The following is a 16,686-nucleotide window of genomic DNA, read 5'->3' as shown; positions in this document are numbered from 1 at the left end:
GCCGGCACCGACCCGGCACTGGCCGCGGTGCTGGACAAGATCCGCGCCAGCCCCCCCGAGGTGGTCTCGCCCGGCGGCACCGCCGTCACCCGCCGCCCGGAGGACCACCCGACCGTGCCGCTGCTGTGCGCCTTGGGCGTGGCGACCCTCTTGTTCGTCTCGCTGGCGGTGGCGCGCCGATGACCTTCGATCCAATCGTCCCCGCGGGCTGGTTGTTGGCGATCGCGACGGTATTGATCGTGATCCGGGTGGCCGCCCTCACCCGGGTGCTCGCAGGCGCGGGCAGCGGTCGGCTTCTGCGGGTGCTGCTGCGCTGGAGCGCACTCACCGCAGCCGGTCTGCTGTTGGTGCTTGCTGCCGCCCGGCCCGGCCTCCTGCGCGACGACCTGCACGGCGCGGCTGCCGCGGGCGGATCCGCCCGCGCAGCCGCCGCCAACGTGTTCTTCGTGGTCGATCGCTCGGTGGACGGGCGCGTCACCGATTACGGCTCGAACGCAGGCAACTCCAGATCGCGGATGTCGGGCATCCGCGACGACATCGCCGCGCTCGTCGACCAATATCCCGGGGCCCGCTTCGCCGTCATCAGCTTCGCCGCCACGGCCAGCCTGGACTGGCCGCTATCCGACGACGCGTGGAGCCTAGAGCCCCTCGTCAGGGGGATGTCGACCTACACCGAGGTGCCTCCCGACGCGATGTTCCAGGTCAACGCCGAGGCGGCGAACGGCCTATTGCGCGCCAAACTCGCCGAGGCCAGCGAGGCGTACCCCGGCTCCAAGAACCTGGTGTTCTATTTCGGAGAAGGGGCCGGCGGCTCGCGCGCCGCGCAGGGCGGCCTCGACATCCCTCACAGCTCGATTGCCGGGGGCGCGGTGCTGGGCTACGGGACCCCCGCCGGCGGCCCGGTCCCGCAGGCCTTGCTCAACGGCAACGTCGTGTACGAGTGGGACGAGGCCGCCAACCGCGCGGCCAACTCGGGGCTCGACGAAGACGCCCTCAGGGGCATCGCCGGCGTGCTGGGAGTGCCGTATTTCCACCGAGACAACGTGTCCGGGGGTTCCATCGCCCGGGTGATGCCTGCCGTCGACCTGACCGCCTCGGCGGCGCGCGATTCTTCCGCTTACTCGCATTCGGGATCAACCGGCATCGAGCGCACCGAGCTCTATTGGGTGCTCAGTGGGCTGGCTGCCCTGTTGGCGCTGGGCGAAAGCTACCCGACGTTGCGGGACATCCGCCGCAACCGCCCACCCCGACGAGTGGAATCTGCGGATGCTGCAACGTAATCCGCGCTCCCTCGCCCGCCATGGCGGGCTACGCCTGGCCTCGTGGTGGCAACGGGGCCCATCGCGGTTGCGGCTGCGCCGGCGGCTCATCGCGTACTCGCTACCCGTCGCGCTGCTGCTGGTGACCGGGATGGTCATGATCGTCTCCGAGATGCTGGCCGGCCACGCCGCGATCTCCGACTTCGCCCGTCGGGACGTCGATGGCCTGCGAGCCGACGTCTCCGCTCTGCGGGCGTTGAACATCGACCCGGGCCGCGTGTCGTTCGTCGCCGGAGATCTGGCGGCGCTGGAGGGCAACCTCGACGCCGCCGACGAGCGGTTCGCCGCCGCCCTGGCCCGCGGCGCCGACCCGTGCGCGGTACGCATCAACCTCGAGTTGGTCCGCGAGAGCCAGGGAGACCTCGCTGCGGCCGGCGCCGACACGACGCGCGCCCGGCAACGCTACGACGGTGCGCTGCAGAGCATTTTCGGTGCGCCACCGCGCTGCTTCCAAGACAACACCGACCCCGACCCGGATCGCCGCCGCATCCGCAACGATGCCGCCGCCCGAGTCAGCGCCAAGATCGACGCGCTAAGCCGGCTAGCGCCGCCGGCAAGGGCGAACCCGATTCCTTCGATGAGCGCGCCGGCGCCCCCACCACCGCCGCCACCGCCGGCTCCCCCGTTCGGGTCCCGCCGTGCCGGACTGGACGGGGGCCCCGGGGCGCTCAACGACATCAGCCCCGACCGGATCCCGGTGTCCGACGGTGAATCCCAGGGTTCTCTTCCGGGCCACCGACTGGGCACCGGCGACGGCGGCAGCCCCCTGGACCGACTGCAGGACGCCCTCGCCGACGCCGACTCCACCGGCGCCAGCGGTCATGCCGCGGTGACGGGCCCGCATTCGTGATCACGGCGCGATCGCATCGGCCTCGCGGTCGATGTCCTGCCCCTCCCGGGGCCTCACGCGGCGTTCCCACCGGCGCAGCGCTTCCCGGCACGGCGACTCGATCAGCCCGTAGCTGACGGCGGCGACCGCCCAGCCGAAGATCAGCGTCAACACCAGTACCGTCGGCATCCGGCCGGTGAAGGGGAACGTCCCGAGCACCGGGAAGACCAGCGCGAGCGCGGCCAAGTGCCACACGAACAGGCCGTACGACCAGCGCCCCAGGGTCACCATGGCGGCGCTGCCGAGCACACGGTGCGGCGTGTCGGGACGGTCCAGCACCAGCGGGGCCACCAACGCGAACGCCACCAGAGAACCCATCGCCGTCTTCACCGCGAACTGGGTGGCGGTGCCGGGAACCAGTCCCTCGGGACCCGCCAGCGGGGACGCCGCCACCAGATATGCCAGCAGGGCCACGACAGCCATCAAGAATCGCCGCCGCGCCAAGCGCACCGGCAGGCCGAGCCCGCTGTGGGCCCACTCCGCCAGCAACATGCCCGCGGCGAACCACGAAAAAAACGCCGGCGGCCAGTTCAGCGGATTGATGCCGGACCGACCGTGCAGGGGTAGCCAGCCCCAGGCCAGGCTGAGGACCGCGAGGCCGAAGATCGCCCCAGCGCGGGCCCCTACCGGCAACCTGCGGGCCAGCAACGCCAGGACCGGCAAGGCCAGATAGAAGCTGACCTCGACCGACAGGCTCCACATCTGGGTCAGGCCACCGGTCAGGGTCAGCGGCACATAGATCTGGGTGAGCGTCAGGTTGGCCAGCCACACGGTCGGGCTGGCGTGATCCGCGTCGGGCAACAGGGTCAGGATCACGACGACCGCCACGACGTAGGCCGGCATGATGCGGACCGCTCTCGACCGCAGGTAATGGCCCGTGCGGGGCCGGGTAGCCAGGTCCCTCGCCGCGGCGGCGTGGCCGCGCCACAACAGGAACCCCGACAACGCGAAGAACACCGCCACGGCGAGGTCGAAGCGGCCGAACAGCCGGCCGGCGGCGCCGCTGGAGTGCCCCGTCTGGAAGGCGACGTGCGTGACGACGACGCCCATGGCCGCGCAGGCGCGCATGCCCTCCACGGCGGGCAGGAAGCTGCGAGTCCCCCCCACCTGCCGGCCGTCCGTCATGGAGACAAGTGTGCCTGTCGTGCGCCGCCGGCCGGTGGGTTGGTAAGCCGGGGCCTTAAATTCTGCTGTTAGGGTCGAACGGGTTTGCCAGGCTGCTTGGCTGGTCGGGGTGGGTTGCGGCCGACGAGTCTTTCGACTTTCGAGAACCATTAGGAGGACACAGCAACGTGAACCGAGCAGTCATGTTGCGGTTCGCCGCATGCGCGATCGTCGGACTCGGAGCCGCCCTGCTGATCGCCGCGCTGCTGCTGTCGACGTATACCAGCAGCAGGATCGCCAAGATCCCGCTCGACCTCGACAACACGTTGATCAGCGACGGCACCGGAACCGCGCTCGACTCCGCGTCGTTGTCCGGTGACCACATCGTCGTCAACCAGAACGTTCCGCTGGTTTCGCAGCAGCAGGTCAGTGTCGAGTCGCCCGCCAACGCCGACGTCGTCACGTTGCAGGTCGGCACGTCGGTCCGGCGCACCGACAAGCAAAAGGACAGCGGGCTGTTGCTGGCGATCGTCGATACCGTCACCCTCAACCGCAAGACGGCGATGGCGGTGTCGGACGACACCCACACCGGCGGCTCCGTGCAAAAGCCGCGGTCTTTCGGCGACGAGAATCCGCCCACCGCGATCCCGCTGCGCCACGAAGTTCTTTCCTTCCGTTTTCCGTTCCACACCGAGAAGAAGACGTACCCCTACTTCGATCCCATTGCGCAGAAGCCGTTCGACGTCAACTACGAGGGGCAAGACGACGTCAACGGCTTGACCACGTACCGGTTCACCCAGAACGTTGGCTACAGCCCCGACGGTAGGCTGGCCGCCCCCGTGGTGTACCCGTCGCTGTACCCCGGGAACGAGGACGGCAAGGTCACCACATCCGCCGGGATGTGGGGTGTCGGCGGCGACCCGGCCGAGCAGGTCACCATGACCCGCTATTACGCTGCGCAGCGGACCCTCTGGGTGGACCCAATATCGGGCACCATCGTCAAGAAGAGCGAGCATGCGAACCACTACTTTGCCCGCGATCCGCTCAAGCCCGAGGTGACGCTCGCCGATTACCGCGTCACGTCCAACGAAACCACCGTCGAATCCCAGGTCAACGCGGCGCGCGACGAGCGCGACCGGCTGGCGCTGTGGTCGCGGGTGCTACCGATCACTTTCACCGCGGCCGGGGTGATAGCGCTGATCGGCGGCGGATTGCTCGCTTCGTTCAGCCTGCGGACCGAAAGCGTCCTCACCGATCCCGGCCTGGACCGGGGCGACCAGGAATTCTTCGGCCGCAGTGGGCTCGAAGAACCGGTGCCCGGCGCCGAGGCCGAAACCGAGAAGCTGCCGGCGCAGATTCCCACTGCGCGCGAGGAGTCCGGCTCTGAGGGACCCACCGCCGCCCCTGCGGGTTCCGACGAGCCACTCGATCCGGGGCCTGCCGAGCCCAAGCCGCCCGGGCCGCCCGACCGGGAATAGCCGATGCGTTGGGCCCGGCCCGGGTACGCGCTGTTGTTGGCGCTGCTGGTGATCGGGCCGCTGCTGAAGCCCGGGTATTTGTTGCTGCGCGACGCGGTGTCCACCCCGCGCTCATACCTTTCCGATACCGCACTCGGGCTGACGTCGGCGCCGCGCGCGACGCCGCAGGACTTCGCGGTGGCTCTCGCCTCGCGGCTGATCGACGGCGGCATCGTGGTCAAGGCGCTGCTGGCCCTGGGGCTTTGGCTGGCCGGGTGGGGCGCCGCCCGCCTGGTCGCGACGGCATTGCCCGGCGCCGGCGCCGGAGGTCAGTTCGTCGCCATCACACTGGCGATCTGGAATCCCTATGTCGCCGAACGGCTCCTGCAGGGTCATTGGAGTCTCCTCCTCGGTTACGGCTGCCTGCCATGGGTTGCGGCCACGGTGCTGAGGTTGCGCGCGGAGGACGGCTCCGGCTGGCCCCGGATGTGCGGGCTGGCGTTCTGGGTGGCGCTGGCCGGGCTCACCCCGACCGGCTTGTTGCTCGCCGCGACGGTGGCGCTGGTCTGCGCGACCGCACCCGGGACCGGACTTCCGCGCCGGCTGTGCGCCGCGGCGGGGTTGTGTGCCGCCCTGCTGGCGGCGCTGCCCTGGCTGACCGCATCGGCATTGGGCGCATCCTTGAGCCCTCACCGGGCGGCCAACGGGCTGGGGGTCAACGCGTTCGCGCCGCGAGCCGAGCCGGGCCTGGGCACGCTCACCAGCCTGGCCAGCCTCGGCGGCATCTGGAACGGCGAGGCCGTACCGGCTTCTCGCGCAACGCCGTTCGCGGTGCTGTCGGCCGTGGTGCTGCTCGGTCTCGTACTGGCCGGGCTACCGGCGGCGGCACGCCGCGGAGTAGCGGTGCCGCTTCTCGTCCTGGCGGCGGTCGCCGTCCTGGGGCCGGCCGCGCTGGCCACCGGGCCTGGCCTGCACGCACTGCGCGCGCTAGTCGACGCCGCACCCGGTTTCGGCGTGCTGCGCGACGGGCAGAAGTGGGTGGCTCTCGCGGTGCCCGGGTACACGCTGGCGGGCGCCGGCGCGGTCGTGACGTTGCGCCGGCGGCTGCCGACGGGAGTCGCGGCGCCGCTCTGTTGCCTCGCGCTGATCCTGGCGCTGCCGGACCTGGGCTGGGGCGTGTGGGGCAGGGTGTCGTCGGTGCGCTACCCGCGCGGGTGGGCCGCGGTGGCGTCAAGGATCAACGCCGATCCGCAAGCCGTCACCGTGTTGCCCGCCGGTGCCATGCGGCGGTTCTCCTGGGCCGGGCCGGCGCCCGTGCTGGATCCGCTGCCGCGCTGGGTGCGCGCCGACGTCCTGGCGACCGGTGACCTGACCATCGCCGGGGTCGTCGTCCCCGGGGAGGGGGATCACGCGCGCGCGGTCGAGGACCTGCTGTTGTCAGGCCCCGATCCCGCGACGCTGGCCCCGGCCGGTGTGGGGTGGCTGGTCGTCGAAGCGGACAGCGCCGGTGACATCGGTGCGGCCGCCCGGACGCTCGGCGCGCTGGCGCCGGTCTATCGCGACGATCACTTCGCCCTCTATCGGATCGGCGGCGACACCGCTGGTGTCTCGCCGGCCCGACGCAGGGCGACCGTCATCGCGCATCTGGTGTGGCTGGCAGCGCTGCTGGGGGGTGCTGCGGGTGTGGCGGTCGGCGAGTGTCGGCGCCGGGTCAGACCACGCCGCTGACGTACCCGCCTGCCTGCACCGCCTCGAGGACACCGCGCATCGCGTCGGCGCTTTGGGTCCACGAGAATTCACCGCTGCGCGTGTGCGCCTTGGCGCCGAGTTGCTCGCGCAGCAGCGGATCGGACAGCAGTTGCTCGAGGCGGTCCACCAGCTCGGCGCGGCTGTCCACCAATATCCCGGTCACCCCGTCGACGATCGAGTCGGACAGGCCGCCGGAGGATCGATATCCGACGGTGGGCACCCGGTGCTGGGCGGCCTCGATCACCGCCAGACCCCAGCCCTCCTTGCGGGAGGGCAGCACGTGCACCCAGGAACTCTGCAGCACATGGTGTTTGGTCACGTCGTCGACGTGGCCGTGGAAGGTCACCGCCTCGGACATGCCGAGGCGCCGGACCTGGTCGACGAGTCGCTGTCGCCACCAGCCGCCGCCGACGATGTCGAGGTGCAGGCCGGGTATGCGCGGCCGCAGGGCGGCCACCGCCTGCAGTGCATCCTCGATGCGCTTGTGCGGCACCAGCCGCGACAGCACGACCACTCGCGGAGCGGACGAGCGCGGTCCGGACATCGATCGCGGCGGCGCCTCGTCGAGGCCGTTGCGGACGACGGCGATCCGCTCGTTGCCGACACCGAGGGAGACCAGATCCCTGGCCGACGGAAGCGACACCGTCACGTACTGATTGCGCCGGTTCAGCCACGGCGACAATCTCGACTCGACATACCAACCGATCCGGCCGAGGACGGGTCCGGCCACCGGCCACTGTTCGCGGTGGCAGTGATGGACCAACACCACCACCCGCCGGCCATGCACCAGCCGGGCGAGGAACGGCAGGCCGTTTTGCGTGTCGACGACGACATCGGGCCGCGCTCGCCGCAGCGGGCCAACGCCCAGCCGCGCCCCCAGTTCGCTGAGGCCCATGGCCAGCAACGCCCAGACGTACACCGAGTATCGGCCGCCGACGCGCTTTATCCGCACGCCGTCCATCACCTCGCGGCGCGGCGCACCGGGATAGCGGGCCGTGCGCAGCGTGACCGCGACCCCGGACGCCGCCAGCTGTGCGCCGATGCGCTGCAAGTAGGCCTCGCTGCCGCCCCCCTGCGGGTGCCCCGTGTCGCGCCAGCACAGCAGCAGCACCGAGCGCAGATCAGACATCGGTCAACAGCCTAGACTGCCGGGCGCGGCGAAGCGGCCAAGGCTCGGCAGGGCAGATGCGGGGGTGGGATCCCCCTACCAGGTCGTGGGCCGGATGCGCGGGCCGGCCCGTTATCTGTGAGGCATGACCAACGGGGTTTGACGCCTGCCGGCCCGCCCATAGGGTTGGCCGGTGGCCGTCACCGATGCATTCGCACGGCGGGCAACGCTGTCGCGCTCGCTGCGACTGCTGGCGGAGTTCCGCTACGAGCGGCATGACCCGGCCCGGTTCTATCGCGCATTGGCCACCGATACCGCGGCGATGGTCGGCGACCTGTGGGCGCAATCCCACGGCGAGGCTCCGGTCGGGCGCACGCTGCTGGACGTCGGCGGGGGCCCTGGCTACTTCGCGGCGTCGTTCACCGACGCCGGTGTCCGCTACGTCGGCGTCGAGCCAGACCCGCGCGAGATGCACGCGGCCGGACCGATCGTGCACGACATGACGGCCACGTTCGTCCGCGCGTCGGGCATGGCGCTGCCGTTCGCCGACGACTCGGTAGACATCTGCCTGTCGTCCAACGTCGCCGAACACGTGGCCCGGCCATGGCAACTCGGCCGCGAGATGCTGCGGGTGACCAGGCCCGGCGGCCTCGTCGTCCTGTCCTACACCGTCTGGCTGGGGCCATTCGGGGGTCACGAGATGGGTCTGACCCACTACCTCGGCGGGACCCGCGCCGCCGCGCGCTACGCGCGCAAACACGGTCATCCGGCGAAAAACAACTACGGGTCGTCGTTGTTCGCGGTGTCCGTGGCCGACGGTCTGCGTTGGGCCGCAGAAACCGGCGCTGCGGCGGCGGCATTTCCCCGCTACCACCCCCGATGGGCGTGGTGGCTGACATGGGTGCCGATGCTGCGCGAGTTCCTTGTGAGCAACCTCGTCCTGGTGCTCCAGCCGCGATAATGGAACATGTTCTAATTTGGCGGCGGCTTGGGTAGGGTGGCGCCATGCGCGCCGGCGACGATGCAGCGCGGAGCAATGAGGAGGAGCGGCGCAATGCCCGACAGCCCTAAGACCGAGTACGACAAGCTTTTCATCGGCGGCAAGTGGACCGAGCCGTCGACGTCCGAGGTCATCGAAGTGCACTGCCCGGCCACCGGTGAGTACGTCGGCAAGGTGCCGCTCGCGGCGGCGGCCGACGTGGACGCCGCCGTCGCCGCCGCCCGCGCGGCGTTCGACAGCGGCCCGTGGCCGACGACTCCGCCCAAGGAACGCGCGGCCGTCATCGCCAACGCGCTCAAGTTGATGGAGGAGCGCAAGGATCGGTTCACCGAGATCCTCGCGGGCGAAACGGGTCAGCCCCCGATGGGCATCGAAACGATGCACTGGATGAGTTCGATGGGGGCGATGAACTTCTTCGCCGGCCCGGCGGTCGAGCAGGTCAAGTGGAAAGAGACCCGCAACGGCGGCTACGGGCAGAGCATCGTGTACCGAGAGCCGATCGGCGTGGTGGGCGCGATCGTGGCGTGGAACGTGCCGCTGTTCCTGGCGGTCAACAAGCTGGGTCCGGCGCTGCTGGCCGGCTGCACCGTGGTGCTCAAGCCCGCCGCCGAAACACCTTTGAGCGCAAACCTGTTGGCGGAGGTCTTCGCCGAGGCGGGCCTACCCGAGGGCGTGCTGTCGGTGGTGCCCGGGGGGATCGAGACCGGGCAGGCGCTGACCTCCAATCCCGATGTCGACCTCTTTTCCTTCACCGGTAGCTCGGCCGTCGGCAAGGAAATCGGCCGGCGCGCCGCGGAGATGCTCAAGCCGTGCACCTTGGAGCTCGGCGGAAAGTCGGCGGCCATCGTCCTCGAGGACGTCGACCTGGCCGCCTCGATCCCGATGCTGGTGTTCTCCGGGATCATGAACACCGGGCAGGCGTGCGTCGCCCAGACGCGCATCCTGGCACCGCGCTCGCGCTACGACGAAATCGTCGATGCCGTCAGCGGTTTCATGCAGGCGCTGCCGGTCGGACCGCCGTCAGACCCGGCCGCCCAGATCGGTTCGCTGATCTCGGAGAAGCAGCGCGCCCGGGTCGAGGGCTACATCGCCAAGGGCGTCGAAGAGGGCGCCCGCCTGGTGTGCGGCGGCGGCCGCCCCGAGGGCCTTGACGACAAAGGCTTCTTCGTCCAGCCAACGGTCTTCGCCGACGTCGACAACAAAATGACGATCGCCCAGGAGGAGATCTTCGGGCCGGTGCTGAGCATCGTCCCCTACGACAGCGAAGAGGACGCGATCAAGATCGCCAACGACTCGGCGTACGGGCTGGCCGGCAGCGTGTGGACCACCAACGTGCCGCGGGGCATCGAGATCGCTGAGAAGATCCGGACGGGCACCTACGCGATCAACTGGTACGCGTTCGACCCGTGCTGTCCGTTCGGCGGCTACAAGAACTCCGGCATCGGCCGCGAGAACGGGCCGGAAGGCGTCGAGCACTTCACCCAGCAGAAGAGCGTGCTGATGCCGATGGGCTACACCGTCGAATAGCTGATAGGCCGAAACTGGCGGCCCGGGAATCGCACCCGTCGGCGCTCGATGCCGCGCGTCATGCACCAGCCCTGCGCGACGGCTACGAGAGCGACGGGCTGGGCGCGCAGGCGGCCGCAAGCGCCCAGTCGACGCCACGCCCCGGGGCTAATTATGCAAAAAAGCATAGTTATGACGTCGGTACCCAATCGTGACCGTTGCTTCAACGCACAGGTGTTTGACTTCTCCCCAGCTGGGCAGTTTAGTTAGGGAACAAATTTGCTTATCAGACGGACCGTCTTCTATGCTTGCCACCATAACCATGTGCGGCAAAAAGCCGGGAGAGAAAATGTGGATCATCGAGCTCAACGTCGCCGGCTATCAGTTCACGCGCGAGCTGCCCGACCTGAAGCGCCGCCAGTTCCGCTTCGGGCGTAAGGCGCACTGGCCTACGCCGCGGCACTCAGACGCTGCGTGAGCCTGGCAGGGGCCGCGAGAATGCCGACCACGACTGAGCCGACGACGATCGACCCGAAACCGCACACCGCGCCGACGAAGCGCCGCGACACGCGGAAAAGGATGCTCATCAGCGCCGCCGAGGTGATGCGCGAGCGCGGGGCGGCCGGGGTGACCATCGATGAGGTACTCGCTCGCAGCGGCGCGCCGCGCGGGTCGGTGTACTACCACTTTCCCGAGGGCCGCAATCAGATTCTCACCGAGGCGCTGCGGCACTCCGGTGAGGCGATCACCGCGATGATCGACGATGCCGCCCGTTGGGGCGGCAGGGCCCTGCTGCGGGAGTTCATCGAGCACTGGGAACGGCTGCTGACCGATTGCGACTTCACCGCGGGCTGCCCGGTGGTGGCGGCGGCGATCGGATGCGACGACGACCCCAACCTGTCCGCCGAGGCCAGTGCCATCCTGGGCCGCTGGTGTGCCGCGCTGACGCGGGCGTTCGTCAACGACGGCTTCGCTGACGACGATGCCTGCTCGCTGGCCGTGATGTCGGTCTCCGCACTGGAAGGCGCGATCGTGCTCGCCCGCTCTACCCGCAGCACCGACCCGCTGCACCAGGTCGGCGACCAGCTCGAATTCCTCATCAAGGCAAGGGAATTCGTGGTTCGCAACAATATCGGGCAGTGACTGTCAGTCGCTGGCCGGTAGCGGTTTGACCTCTTTGAGCTGCAGCGCTGTCGTGCCGATGCTCAGGCTGCCGGCGCCCGGCTTGGTCACCAGCACCTCGGCACCGGTTTCGTCGACGTAGCGCTTGCCCATCACGGTCCCGCCGGCGAATGCCGGGTCGAGCTCGCCCGATCGTTCGCCGCCGATCGGGATCATCGGCGCGCCACCGCAGTGGAGGTCGTCGAGGCTGTCGGCGCTCCTGACGACGATGACCTGCGTGTCACACACCTGGCTGGCGAGACGAGTTCCATTCTTGATCATGCGTTGAGCCCTTCTAGCGTCTCGATGATCTCCCGGCGAAGCACCTTGCCGGTGGGGGTGGTCGGCAGCTCGTCGCGAAAGACTACCCGGTCCGGGGTTCGCGACCCCCGCAGGTTCTTGCGGACGTATTCGCGCAATTCGTCGGGATCGGGGTCGAGTCCCGTCACCGGCACCACGACGGCGACTATCGCCTGACCCCACTGCGGATCCTCGACACCCACCACCGCGACGTCGCGCACGTGCGGGTGCTCGATCAGTACCTCCTCCAGCTCGGCCGGCGCGATGTTCTCGCCCCCGCGGATGATGGTGTCGTCGCTGCGGCCGCCGATGTAGAGGTAACCGTCGTCGTCGAGCATTGCGATGTCTTTGGTTGGGAACCAACCGTTTTCGTCGAGAACCGAGCCGATGCCGGCATAACGGCCGGAAACCTGCTCGCCGCGCACGAACAGCTCGCCGGTTTCACCCGGCCCGAGCACGTTGCCATCCTCGTCGCGGATCTGCAGTTCGATGCCGGGCACCGGGCGCCCGACCGATCCCAACCGCCTGGCCACTTTGCGATCGGCCGCACAATGCGCCTGGCGGTGATCCTCGGGGGTGAGCACCGCGATCGTCGAACTCGTCTCGGTCAGGCCGTAGGCGTTGACGAAGCCGACATGCGGCAACAGCTCGAGGGCCCGCCGGACCAGCGGCAGGCCCACCTTCGAGCCGCCGTAGGCGAGGTTGCGCAGCGACGGCAGCTCATCACCGCCGGCCTCGAGCACCGTGACGATGCGGTCCAGCATGGTCGGAACCACCGTCGCGGTCGTCACCCGCTCGGCGTTGATCAGCCGCACCCATTCCCCAGCGTCGAAGTTGGGTAGGTAGACCATCTTCCGGCCGGCGTACAGGTTCGACAGCGCGGCACCGACGCCAGCGATGTGATACGGCGGCACACAGATCAGCGCCGCGTCCGTCGGTTCCGCCGACTCGAATTCGACGGTCCCGGTGACATAGCTGGTCAGGTTGTTGTGCGACAGCTCGACGGCCTTGGGTTGCGACGTGGTGCCCGAGGTGAACAGCACGACCGCGACGGATTCCGGATCCGGAAATTCCGTGTAGGCCTCGCCGGCGCGCGCGGCCGCCAGGAATTCGTCGGAGCTCGTCACCCGCTCCGAGGCGTTCGCCAACATGTCCCGGTAGCGGCCGTCGACGATCACCAGCGGCTCGGGCAGCCGCTGGACCAGCGCTCGAACACCGTCCGCGGACAGCCGGTAATTGATCGGCGTGAACGCCAGCCCGGCGCGTGCGGCGGCGAACATCAGCACCGGCAGCATCGCGCCGCCGGTCCCCACATAGGCCACGTGCTTGGCGTTGGAACCCGCGATGACCCCGGCTCCGCCGTCGGCGAGGTCGCTGAGCTGCTGCGTCGTCAGCCTCGTTGCCCCGCAGACCACGGCCGTACGGTCGGGATTGCTCGACGCAGCCATCTCGAGCAGCAGCGAAATGCTCATCCTCGACCCTTCGTGGATCCCCGCACGTTACAAATCTACGGTGCAGTGTAACCCGCCGCACCAAGGGTTCGGATCGTGCGGTGCGTCCCGGCGGTTAGGTCCCCGTCCAGCGCGGCGGGCGCTTCTCGGCGAACGCGATCGCGCCTTCTCTCGCGTCGTTGGAGGAGAACACGGGAGCCAGGATCTTGATCTGCTCGGCGAACCTCGTTTCGAGGCTCCAACCCCGAGACTCGGTGATGATCCGCTTGGTTGCGGCGACCGCGAGCGGCCCGTTGGCGGTGATCTTTTCGGCCAGCGCGATCGCCGCGTCCAGCACGGTGCCGGGCTCGGCCAAGACATTGACCAGCCCCAGTGCGTGCGCGCGTTCGGCGCTCAGTTGGTCTCCGGTCAACGCCAGCTCCATGGCGATCGAATACGGGATACGCTCGGGCAGCCGCAGCAACCCACCGCCGCCGGCGACCAGTCCCCGCTTCACCTCGGGGATGCCGAACGCCGAGTCCGTCGCCGCCACGATCAGATCCGTGGCCAGCGCCAGTTCCATGCCGCCTGCCAGGCCGTAGCCTTCCACGGCCGCGATGAGCGGTTTGGCGGGCGGACGTTCGGTGAAGCCCATCCCGCGGCCCTCCACGATCACGTTTTCCCCGCGCGCGAACGCCTTGAGGTCCATGCCGGCGGAGAACGATCCGCCCGCGCCCGTCAGGATTCCCACCGACAGACCGGGATCGCCGTCGAGCCGATCCATCGCATCGGCCAGTCCGCGGCTGACTGCGGCGTTGACCGCGTTCTTGGCCTTCGGCCGGTTGATGGTGACGATCAGGATGCGATCTCGTTGTTCGACGAGCACCTCGGGCTCGGCACTGCCGGCTTTTTGATTATCGGGGCTACCAGTCACGGTGCTGATGGTAGCGGCCGACGGTCGGGGCTCGGCTCAAGCCGGGGCCATCGCCGTCTCGACGGGCGTCAACTCTTCGGAAAGCCCTGCGGCCCTTCGTATTTCAACGAAGTCGCTGAGCATGGCCTCGGTTACCTCGTGCGGGTCCTTGAGGGTGGCGCCGTCGGTCAGCACCGAGATGTTGAGCTGATCGACGTAGCTCCAGACGGTGATGTTCAGGCCGCTGCCGGCGGTCAGCGGCCCCACCGAGTAGATCTCCGTGACCAGCGCGCCGCCCACCCGGCCGCGCTCACGCGGACCGGGCACATTGGAGATGTTCAGGTTGAGTATCTTGTTGCTTCCGTCGCGGCCGGACGCCCACCGGAAGAATGCTTGAGTGGGCGCGGGCGGCATGTAAGCGGCCCACCGGCTGACCAGCTCGGGGCCCATCAGCTGGTTGCTCTCCTTCGCCGAGACGGCGTTCTCGTGGCATGTTCGCACCCGCTCGAGCGGGTCGTCGAGATCGACCGGCAGCGCCACCAATATCCCGGTGAACCGGTTACCGGAGATCCGCTCGGGTGAGAAATCGAAGCTCATCGGCACAGACGCCAGCACCGGCTCGGCCCTGCCGTCGTAGCGCAACAGCAGAGTGCGCAGTGCCCCGGTGGACAGCGAGAGGACCATGTCGTTGATCGTCGCGCCCAGGCGCTTGCCGGTCTGCTTCACGTCGGCCAGCGACAGCGTCGCGGTGGCGAACCTGCGCTCCGGGGTGATCATGTGATTGATGAACGTCTGCGGAGGCTCGAACGGCCGGGTCAGTTCCGGGGAGAGCTTGCGCGAGCTCTGGCGGACCCGTCGCAGCCCCTCGGCCGTGTAGCGGATGGTCGCCGGGAGCCGTGCGACGTGACGCAGGTGATCCGCGATTGCGGAACCCATCAGCTGCGGCGTTGTCGGAGCGGGGTCGGACACGTACGGACCGCCCTCCGGCCCGAGCTGCAGGTCCATGCCACGGGCCAACAGGTTCGCCGATGCGACCCCGTCCGCCAGCGCGTGGTGGATCTTGCCGACCACCGCGATCCGGTGGTTGGCGAGGCCCTCGACGAAGTACATCTCCCAGAGCGGGTGCTTCCGGTCCAGCGGGGTGCTGGCGATTTCGCCGATCGCCTCGTCCAACTCGCGGCGGCCGCCGGGCGCGGGCAGCCGCCACGGGCGGATGTGATAGTCGAGGTCCACCTCGCAGTGCTCGCGCCACATCGGATGGTGGAACTTGAACGGGACCTCGATGAGCTGATAGCAGAACGGTTCGAGCTTGTTCAGCCGGCCTTGAATCACGCGGCGAAACGCTTGGATATCGAACTCGCGGGCGTCCGGGTCCAGTTCGATCACAGCCGCCTTGATGGTGTGCATGTGCACGTTCGGCGTTTCGCTGTACAGCAGTACCGCGTCCCACCCGCTCAGCCGTTTCACCGCTGCCTCTTACCCATAGGGCGACCATACCCACGGGCGGGGGTTCAGATAACCTCTTTTGCGCCGATCTGTGTCTTGGCGCGGTACACGTGGTTGAGGAACAGCGAGGCCGCGTGCGCCGCAACGCCCGCCCGTTCGCCGTCGATGAGGTCGAAACCGTGGCCGGCCGCGGGGAGCTCCAGGTAGCCGACCATCGAATGCGACACCGCGCGCAGTCGCTCGACGAAGCTATGGGCCTGCTCGACCGGGATGACGCTGTCCTTGCTGCCGTGAATTACCAAGAATGGCGGCGCATTTCGGTGCACCCGGGCGATCGGCGACGCGTCGCGGAACACCTCCGGATGACGCGCGATCTTTCGTTTGACCACCACCCGCTCCAGGAAGTCGACGAACCGGTCCCGCTCGGGAGTGGACCGGTCCTCCCAGTCGTAGCGACCGTAGATCCCCACCACCGCGTCCACGGAGGTGTCGGCGCCCTCGGGCAGCTTCGCCTGGAGGGCGGCGTCGCCGGGCGTGAGACCCGCCAGCGCGGCCAGGTGGCCGCCGGCCGAACATCCCGCGACCGCAACGAAGTCGCGATCGCCGCCGAACTTGTCGACGTTGGCGCGGGCCCACGCGATCGCGGTCTTCACGTCGATGATGTGGCGGGGCCACCGATGATGCGGCGCGACACGGTAGTCGATGCCCAAACACACCCAGCCCTGCTCGGCTAGCCGCGACATGAGTGCCGAGCCCTGCCCGCGATACTTGCCATGGACCCAGGCGCCGCCCGGGACGAAGATCAGGACGGGCGCGGGGTGCGCGGGCAGATCCTTGCGCCGCCAGACGTCGAGCACCTGCGCCGGGTGGTTGCCGTAGTGCACGGCGCGCCGGTGCAGGTACCGGCGCTGACGCATCCCGTCCCAGATCGGCGGCGTGCGTTCGGCGACGGGCCATTCGAGCTCGAGATCCGCGTTGGAGACGATGCCTCGCAACGCCGCGAGGGCGACGTCCCGCGCGTTCATAGGCTGTGGTGGGGGCGTGTCTTTCACCGTCTTGACGCCCGGCCTCAGCCGCTCTTTGGCAATTGTCGTGATCAGGTTGGGCGCGTGCCGCGCCCCCCACACACTCATCGCGGTCATGGTGCCCAGCGGCTCGAGGTGCTTGCCGACTACCGGCAGGGATGCCCCCGCAACGCTCATGGCCAGCGCATAATCGGCGGGCCGAGCCCGCAACAACCACTTCATGTAGGGCGTCATGCCCCTAGCAGTCATGTACGCACTGTACCCCGGCGCTGGGCGGCG

15 protein-coding genes and 1 pseudogene are annotated in these 16,686 nt (G+C 69.1%); 9 read left to right on the top strand and 7 right to left on the bottom strand.

Annotated elements, in window-relative coordinates:
- The 3 genes and pseudogenes from JO059_RS15820 to JO059_RS15810 all read left to right on the top strand — a co-directional run.
- A pseudogene (locus JO059_RS15820) lies at positions 1-183 on the top strand (hypothetical protein); the annotation flags it as partial.
- Positions 180-1,280, top strand: coding sequence for a VWA domain-containing protein (locus tag JO059_RS15815; RefSeq protein WP_293320302.1), 1,101 nt, complete (start codon positions 180-182; stop codon positions 1,278-1,280). The pseudogene JO059_RS15820 and the gene JO059_RS15815, both read left to right, overlap by 4 nt.
- Positions 1,267-2,169, top strand: coding sequence for a hypothetical protein (locus tag JO059_RS15810; protein ID WP_293320301.1), 903 nt, complete (start codon positions 1,267-1,269; stop codon positions 2,167-2,169). The genes JO059_RS15815 and JO059_RS15810 overlap by 14 nt, the downstream gene beginning before the upstream one ends.
- Here JO059_RS15810 and JO059_RS15805 read toward each other — a convergent pair whose 3' ends face one another.
- On the bottom strand, positions 2,170-3,333 hold the full coding sequence (locus JO059_RS15805) for an acyltransferase (protein ID WP_293320300.1): 1,164 nt from the start codon (positions 3,331-3,333) through the stop codon (positions 2,170-2,172).
- 167 nt (positions 3,334-3,500) lie between these two features.
- Here JO059_RS15805 and JO059_RS15800 point away from each other — a divergent pair, with 167 nt between their 5' ends.
- Positions 3,501-4,790, top strand: coding sequence for a DUF3068 domain-containing protein (locus tag JO059_RS15800; protein WP_293320299.1), 1,290 nt, complete (start codon positions 3,501-3,503; stop codon positions 4,788-4,790).
- Positions 4,791-4,793: 3 nt separating this feature from the next.
- Positions 4,794-6,497: a hypothetical protein gene (locus tag JO059_RS15795; RefSeq protein WP_293320298.1), complete on the top strand. Its 1,704-nt coding sequence runs from the start codon at positions 4,794-4,796 to the stop codon at positions 6,495-6,497.
- On the opposite strand, the gene JO059_RS15790 is transcribed toward JO059_RS15795, so the two are convergent.
- The gene (locus tag JO059_RS15790; RefSeq protein WP_293320297.1) at positions 6,481-7,647 is read right to left on the bottom strand and encodes a glycosyltransferase family 4 protein; all 1,167 of its coding nucleotides are present in this window, start codon (positions 7,645-7,647) and stop codon (positions 6,481-6,483) included. The two genes, JO059_RS15795 and JO059_RS15790, sit on opposite strands and share 17 nt — an antisense overlap.
- A 172-nt stretch (positions 7,648-7,819) precedes the next feature.
- Between JO059_RS15790 and JO059_RS15785 the strand changes: the two genes are divergently transcribed.
- The 4 genes from JO059_RS15785 (at position 7,820) to JO059_RS15770 (ending at position 11,275) form a co-directional block, all read left to right on the top strand.
- Positions 7,820-8,587, top strand: a complete 768-nt coding sequence (locus tag JO059_RS15785) for a class I SAM-dependent methyltransferase (RefSeq protein WP_293320296.1) — start codon at positions 7,820-7,822, stop codon at positions 8,585-8,587.
- A gap of 93 nt (positions 8,588-8,680) precedes the next feature.
- Positions 8,681-10,153 carry an aldehyde dehydrogenase gene (locus tag JO059_RS15780; protein WP_293320295.1) on the top strand — a complete coding sequence of 491 codons (1,473 nt, stop codon included), beginning with the start codon at positions 8,681-8,683 and terminating at the stop codon, positions 10,151-10,153.
- A gap of 328 nt (positions 10,154-10,481) precedes the next feature.
- On the top strand, positions 10,482-10,610 hold the full coding sequence (locus JO059_RS15775) for a hypothetical protein (RefSeq protein ID WP_293320294.1): 129 nt from the start codon (positions 10,482-10,484) through the stop codon (positions 10,608-10,610).
- A 101-nt stretch (positions 10,611-10,711) separates the two neighbouring features.
- Positions 10,712-11,275: a TetR/AcrR family transcriptional regulator gene (locus tag JO059_RS15770; RefSeq protein WP_293320306.1), complete on the top strand. Its 564-nt coding sequence runs from the start codon at positions 10,712-10,714 to the stop codon at positions 11,273-11,275.
- 3 nt (positions 11,276-11,278) lie between these two features.
- Here the strand turns inward: JO059_RS15770 and JO059_RS15765 are convergent, their stop codons facing one another.
- The 5 genes from JO059_RS15765 to JO059_RS15745 all read right to left on the bottom strand — a co-directional run bounded on the left by JO059_RS15765 (position 11,279) and on the right by JO059_RS15745 (position 16,656).
- Entirely contained in the window at positions 11,279-11,575 is a 297-nt protein-coding gene (locus tag JO059_RS15765) for a hypothetical protein (protein ID WP_293320293.1), read from the bottom strand.
- Positions 11,572-13,065 (bottom strand): fatty acid--CoA ligase family protein, encoded by a 1,494-nt coding sequence (locus tag JO059_RS15760; protein ID WP_293320292.1) that lies wholly within the window; start codon positions 13,063-13,065, stop codon positions 11,572-11,574. Before JO059_RS15760 ends, JO059_RS15765 begins: the two co-directional genes overlap by 4 nt.
- A 94-nt stretch (positions 13,066-13,159) precedes the next feature.
- Entirely contained in the window at positions 13,160-13,957 is a 798-nt protein-coding gene (locus JO059_RS15755) for a crotonase/enoyl-CoA hydratase family protein (RefSeq protein ID WP_293320291.1), read from the bottom strand.
- A gap of 36 nt (positions 13,958-13,993) precedes the next feature.
- Positions 13,994-15,403 carry a wax ester/triacylglycerol synthase family O-acyltransferase gene (locus JO059_RS15750; protein ID WP_293320290.1) on the bottom strand — a complete coding sequence of 470 codons (1,410 nt, stop codon included), beginning with the start codon at positions 15,401-15,403 and terminating at the stop codon, positions 13,994-13,996.
- 44 nt (positions 15,404-15,447) lie between these two features.
- Positions 15,448-16,656: an alpha/beta hydrolase gene (locus JO059_RS15745; RefSeq protein ID WP_293320289.1), complete on the bottom strand. Its 1,209-nt coding sequence runs from the start codon at positions 16,654-16,656 to the stop codon at positions 15,448-15,450.
- Positions 16,657-16,686: the final 30 nt, after the last annotated feature.

Origin of the sequence: Mycobacterium sp. (genome assembly GCF_019247615.1) — a bacterium.
In the GTDB taxonomy this organism is placed as follows: domain Bacteria; phylum Actinomycetota; class Actinomycetes; order Mycobacteriales; family Mycobacteriaceae; genus Mycobacterium.
This window is presented reverse-complemented; position numbering and strand designations above follow the sequence as displayed.

What these genes read in the sequence shown, in the direction of transcription:
- JO059_RS15815 (WP_293320302.1), top strand. Translation starts at nt 180, where the DNA reads ATGACCTTCGATCCAATCGTCCCCGCGGGCTGGTTGTTGGCGATCGCG.
- JO059_RS15810 (WP_293320301.1), top strand. Translation starts at nt 1,267, where the DNA reads ATGCTGCAACGTAATCCGCGCTCCCTCGCCCGCCATGGCGGGCTACGC.
- JO059_RS15805 (WP_293320300.1), bottom strand. Translation starts at nt 3,333, where the DNA reads ATGACGGACGGCCGGCAGGTGGGGGGGACTCGCAGCTTCCTGCCCGCC.
- JO059_RS15795 (WP_293320298.1), top strand. Translation starts at nt 4,794, where the DNA reads ATGCGTTGGGCCCGGCCCGGGTACGCGCTGTTGTTGGCGCTGCTGGTG.
- JO059_RS15790 (WP_293320297.1), bottom strand. Translation starts at nt 7,647, where the DNA reads ATGTCTGATCTGCGCTCGGTGCTGCTGCTGTGCTGGCGCGACACGGGG.
- JO059_RS15780 (WP_293320295.1), top strand. Translation starts at nt 8,681, where the DNA reads ATGCCCGACAGCCCTAAGACCGAGTACGACAAGCTTTTCATCGGCGGC.
- JO059_RS15775 (WP_293320294.1), top strand. Translation starts at nt 10,482, where the DNA reads ATGTGGATCATCGAGCTCAACGTCGCCGGCTATCAGTTCACGCGCGAG.
- JO059_RS15770 (WP_293320306.1), top strand. Translation starts at nt 10,712, where the DNA reads ATGCTCATCAGCGCCGCCGAGGTGATGCGCGAGCGCGGGGCGGCCGGG.
- JO059_RS15765 (WP_293320293.1), bottom strand. Translation starts at nt 11,575, where the DNA reads ATGATCAAGAATGGAACTCGTCTCGCCAGCCAGGTGTGTGACACGCAG.
- JO059_RS15760 (WP_293320292.1), bottom strand. Translation starts at nt 13,065, where the DNA reads ATGAGCATTTCGCTGCTGCTCGAGATGGCTGCGTCGAGCAATCCCGAC.
- JO059_RS15745 (WP_293320289.1), bottom strand. Translation starts at nt 16,656, where the DNA reads ATGACTGCTAGGGGCATGACGCCCTACATGAAGTGGTTGTTGCGGGCT.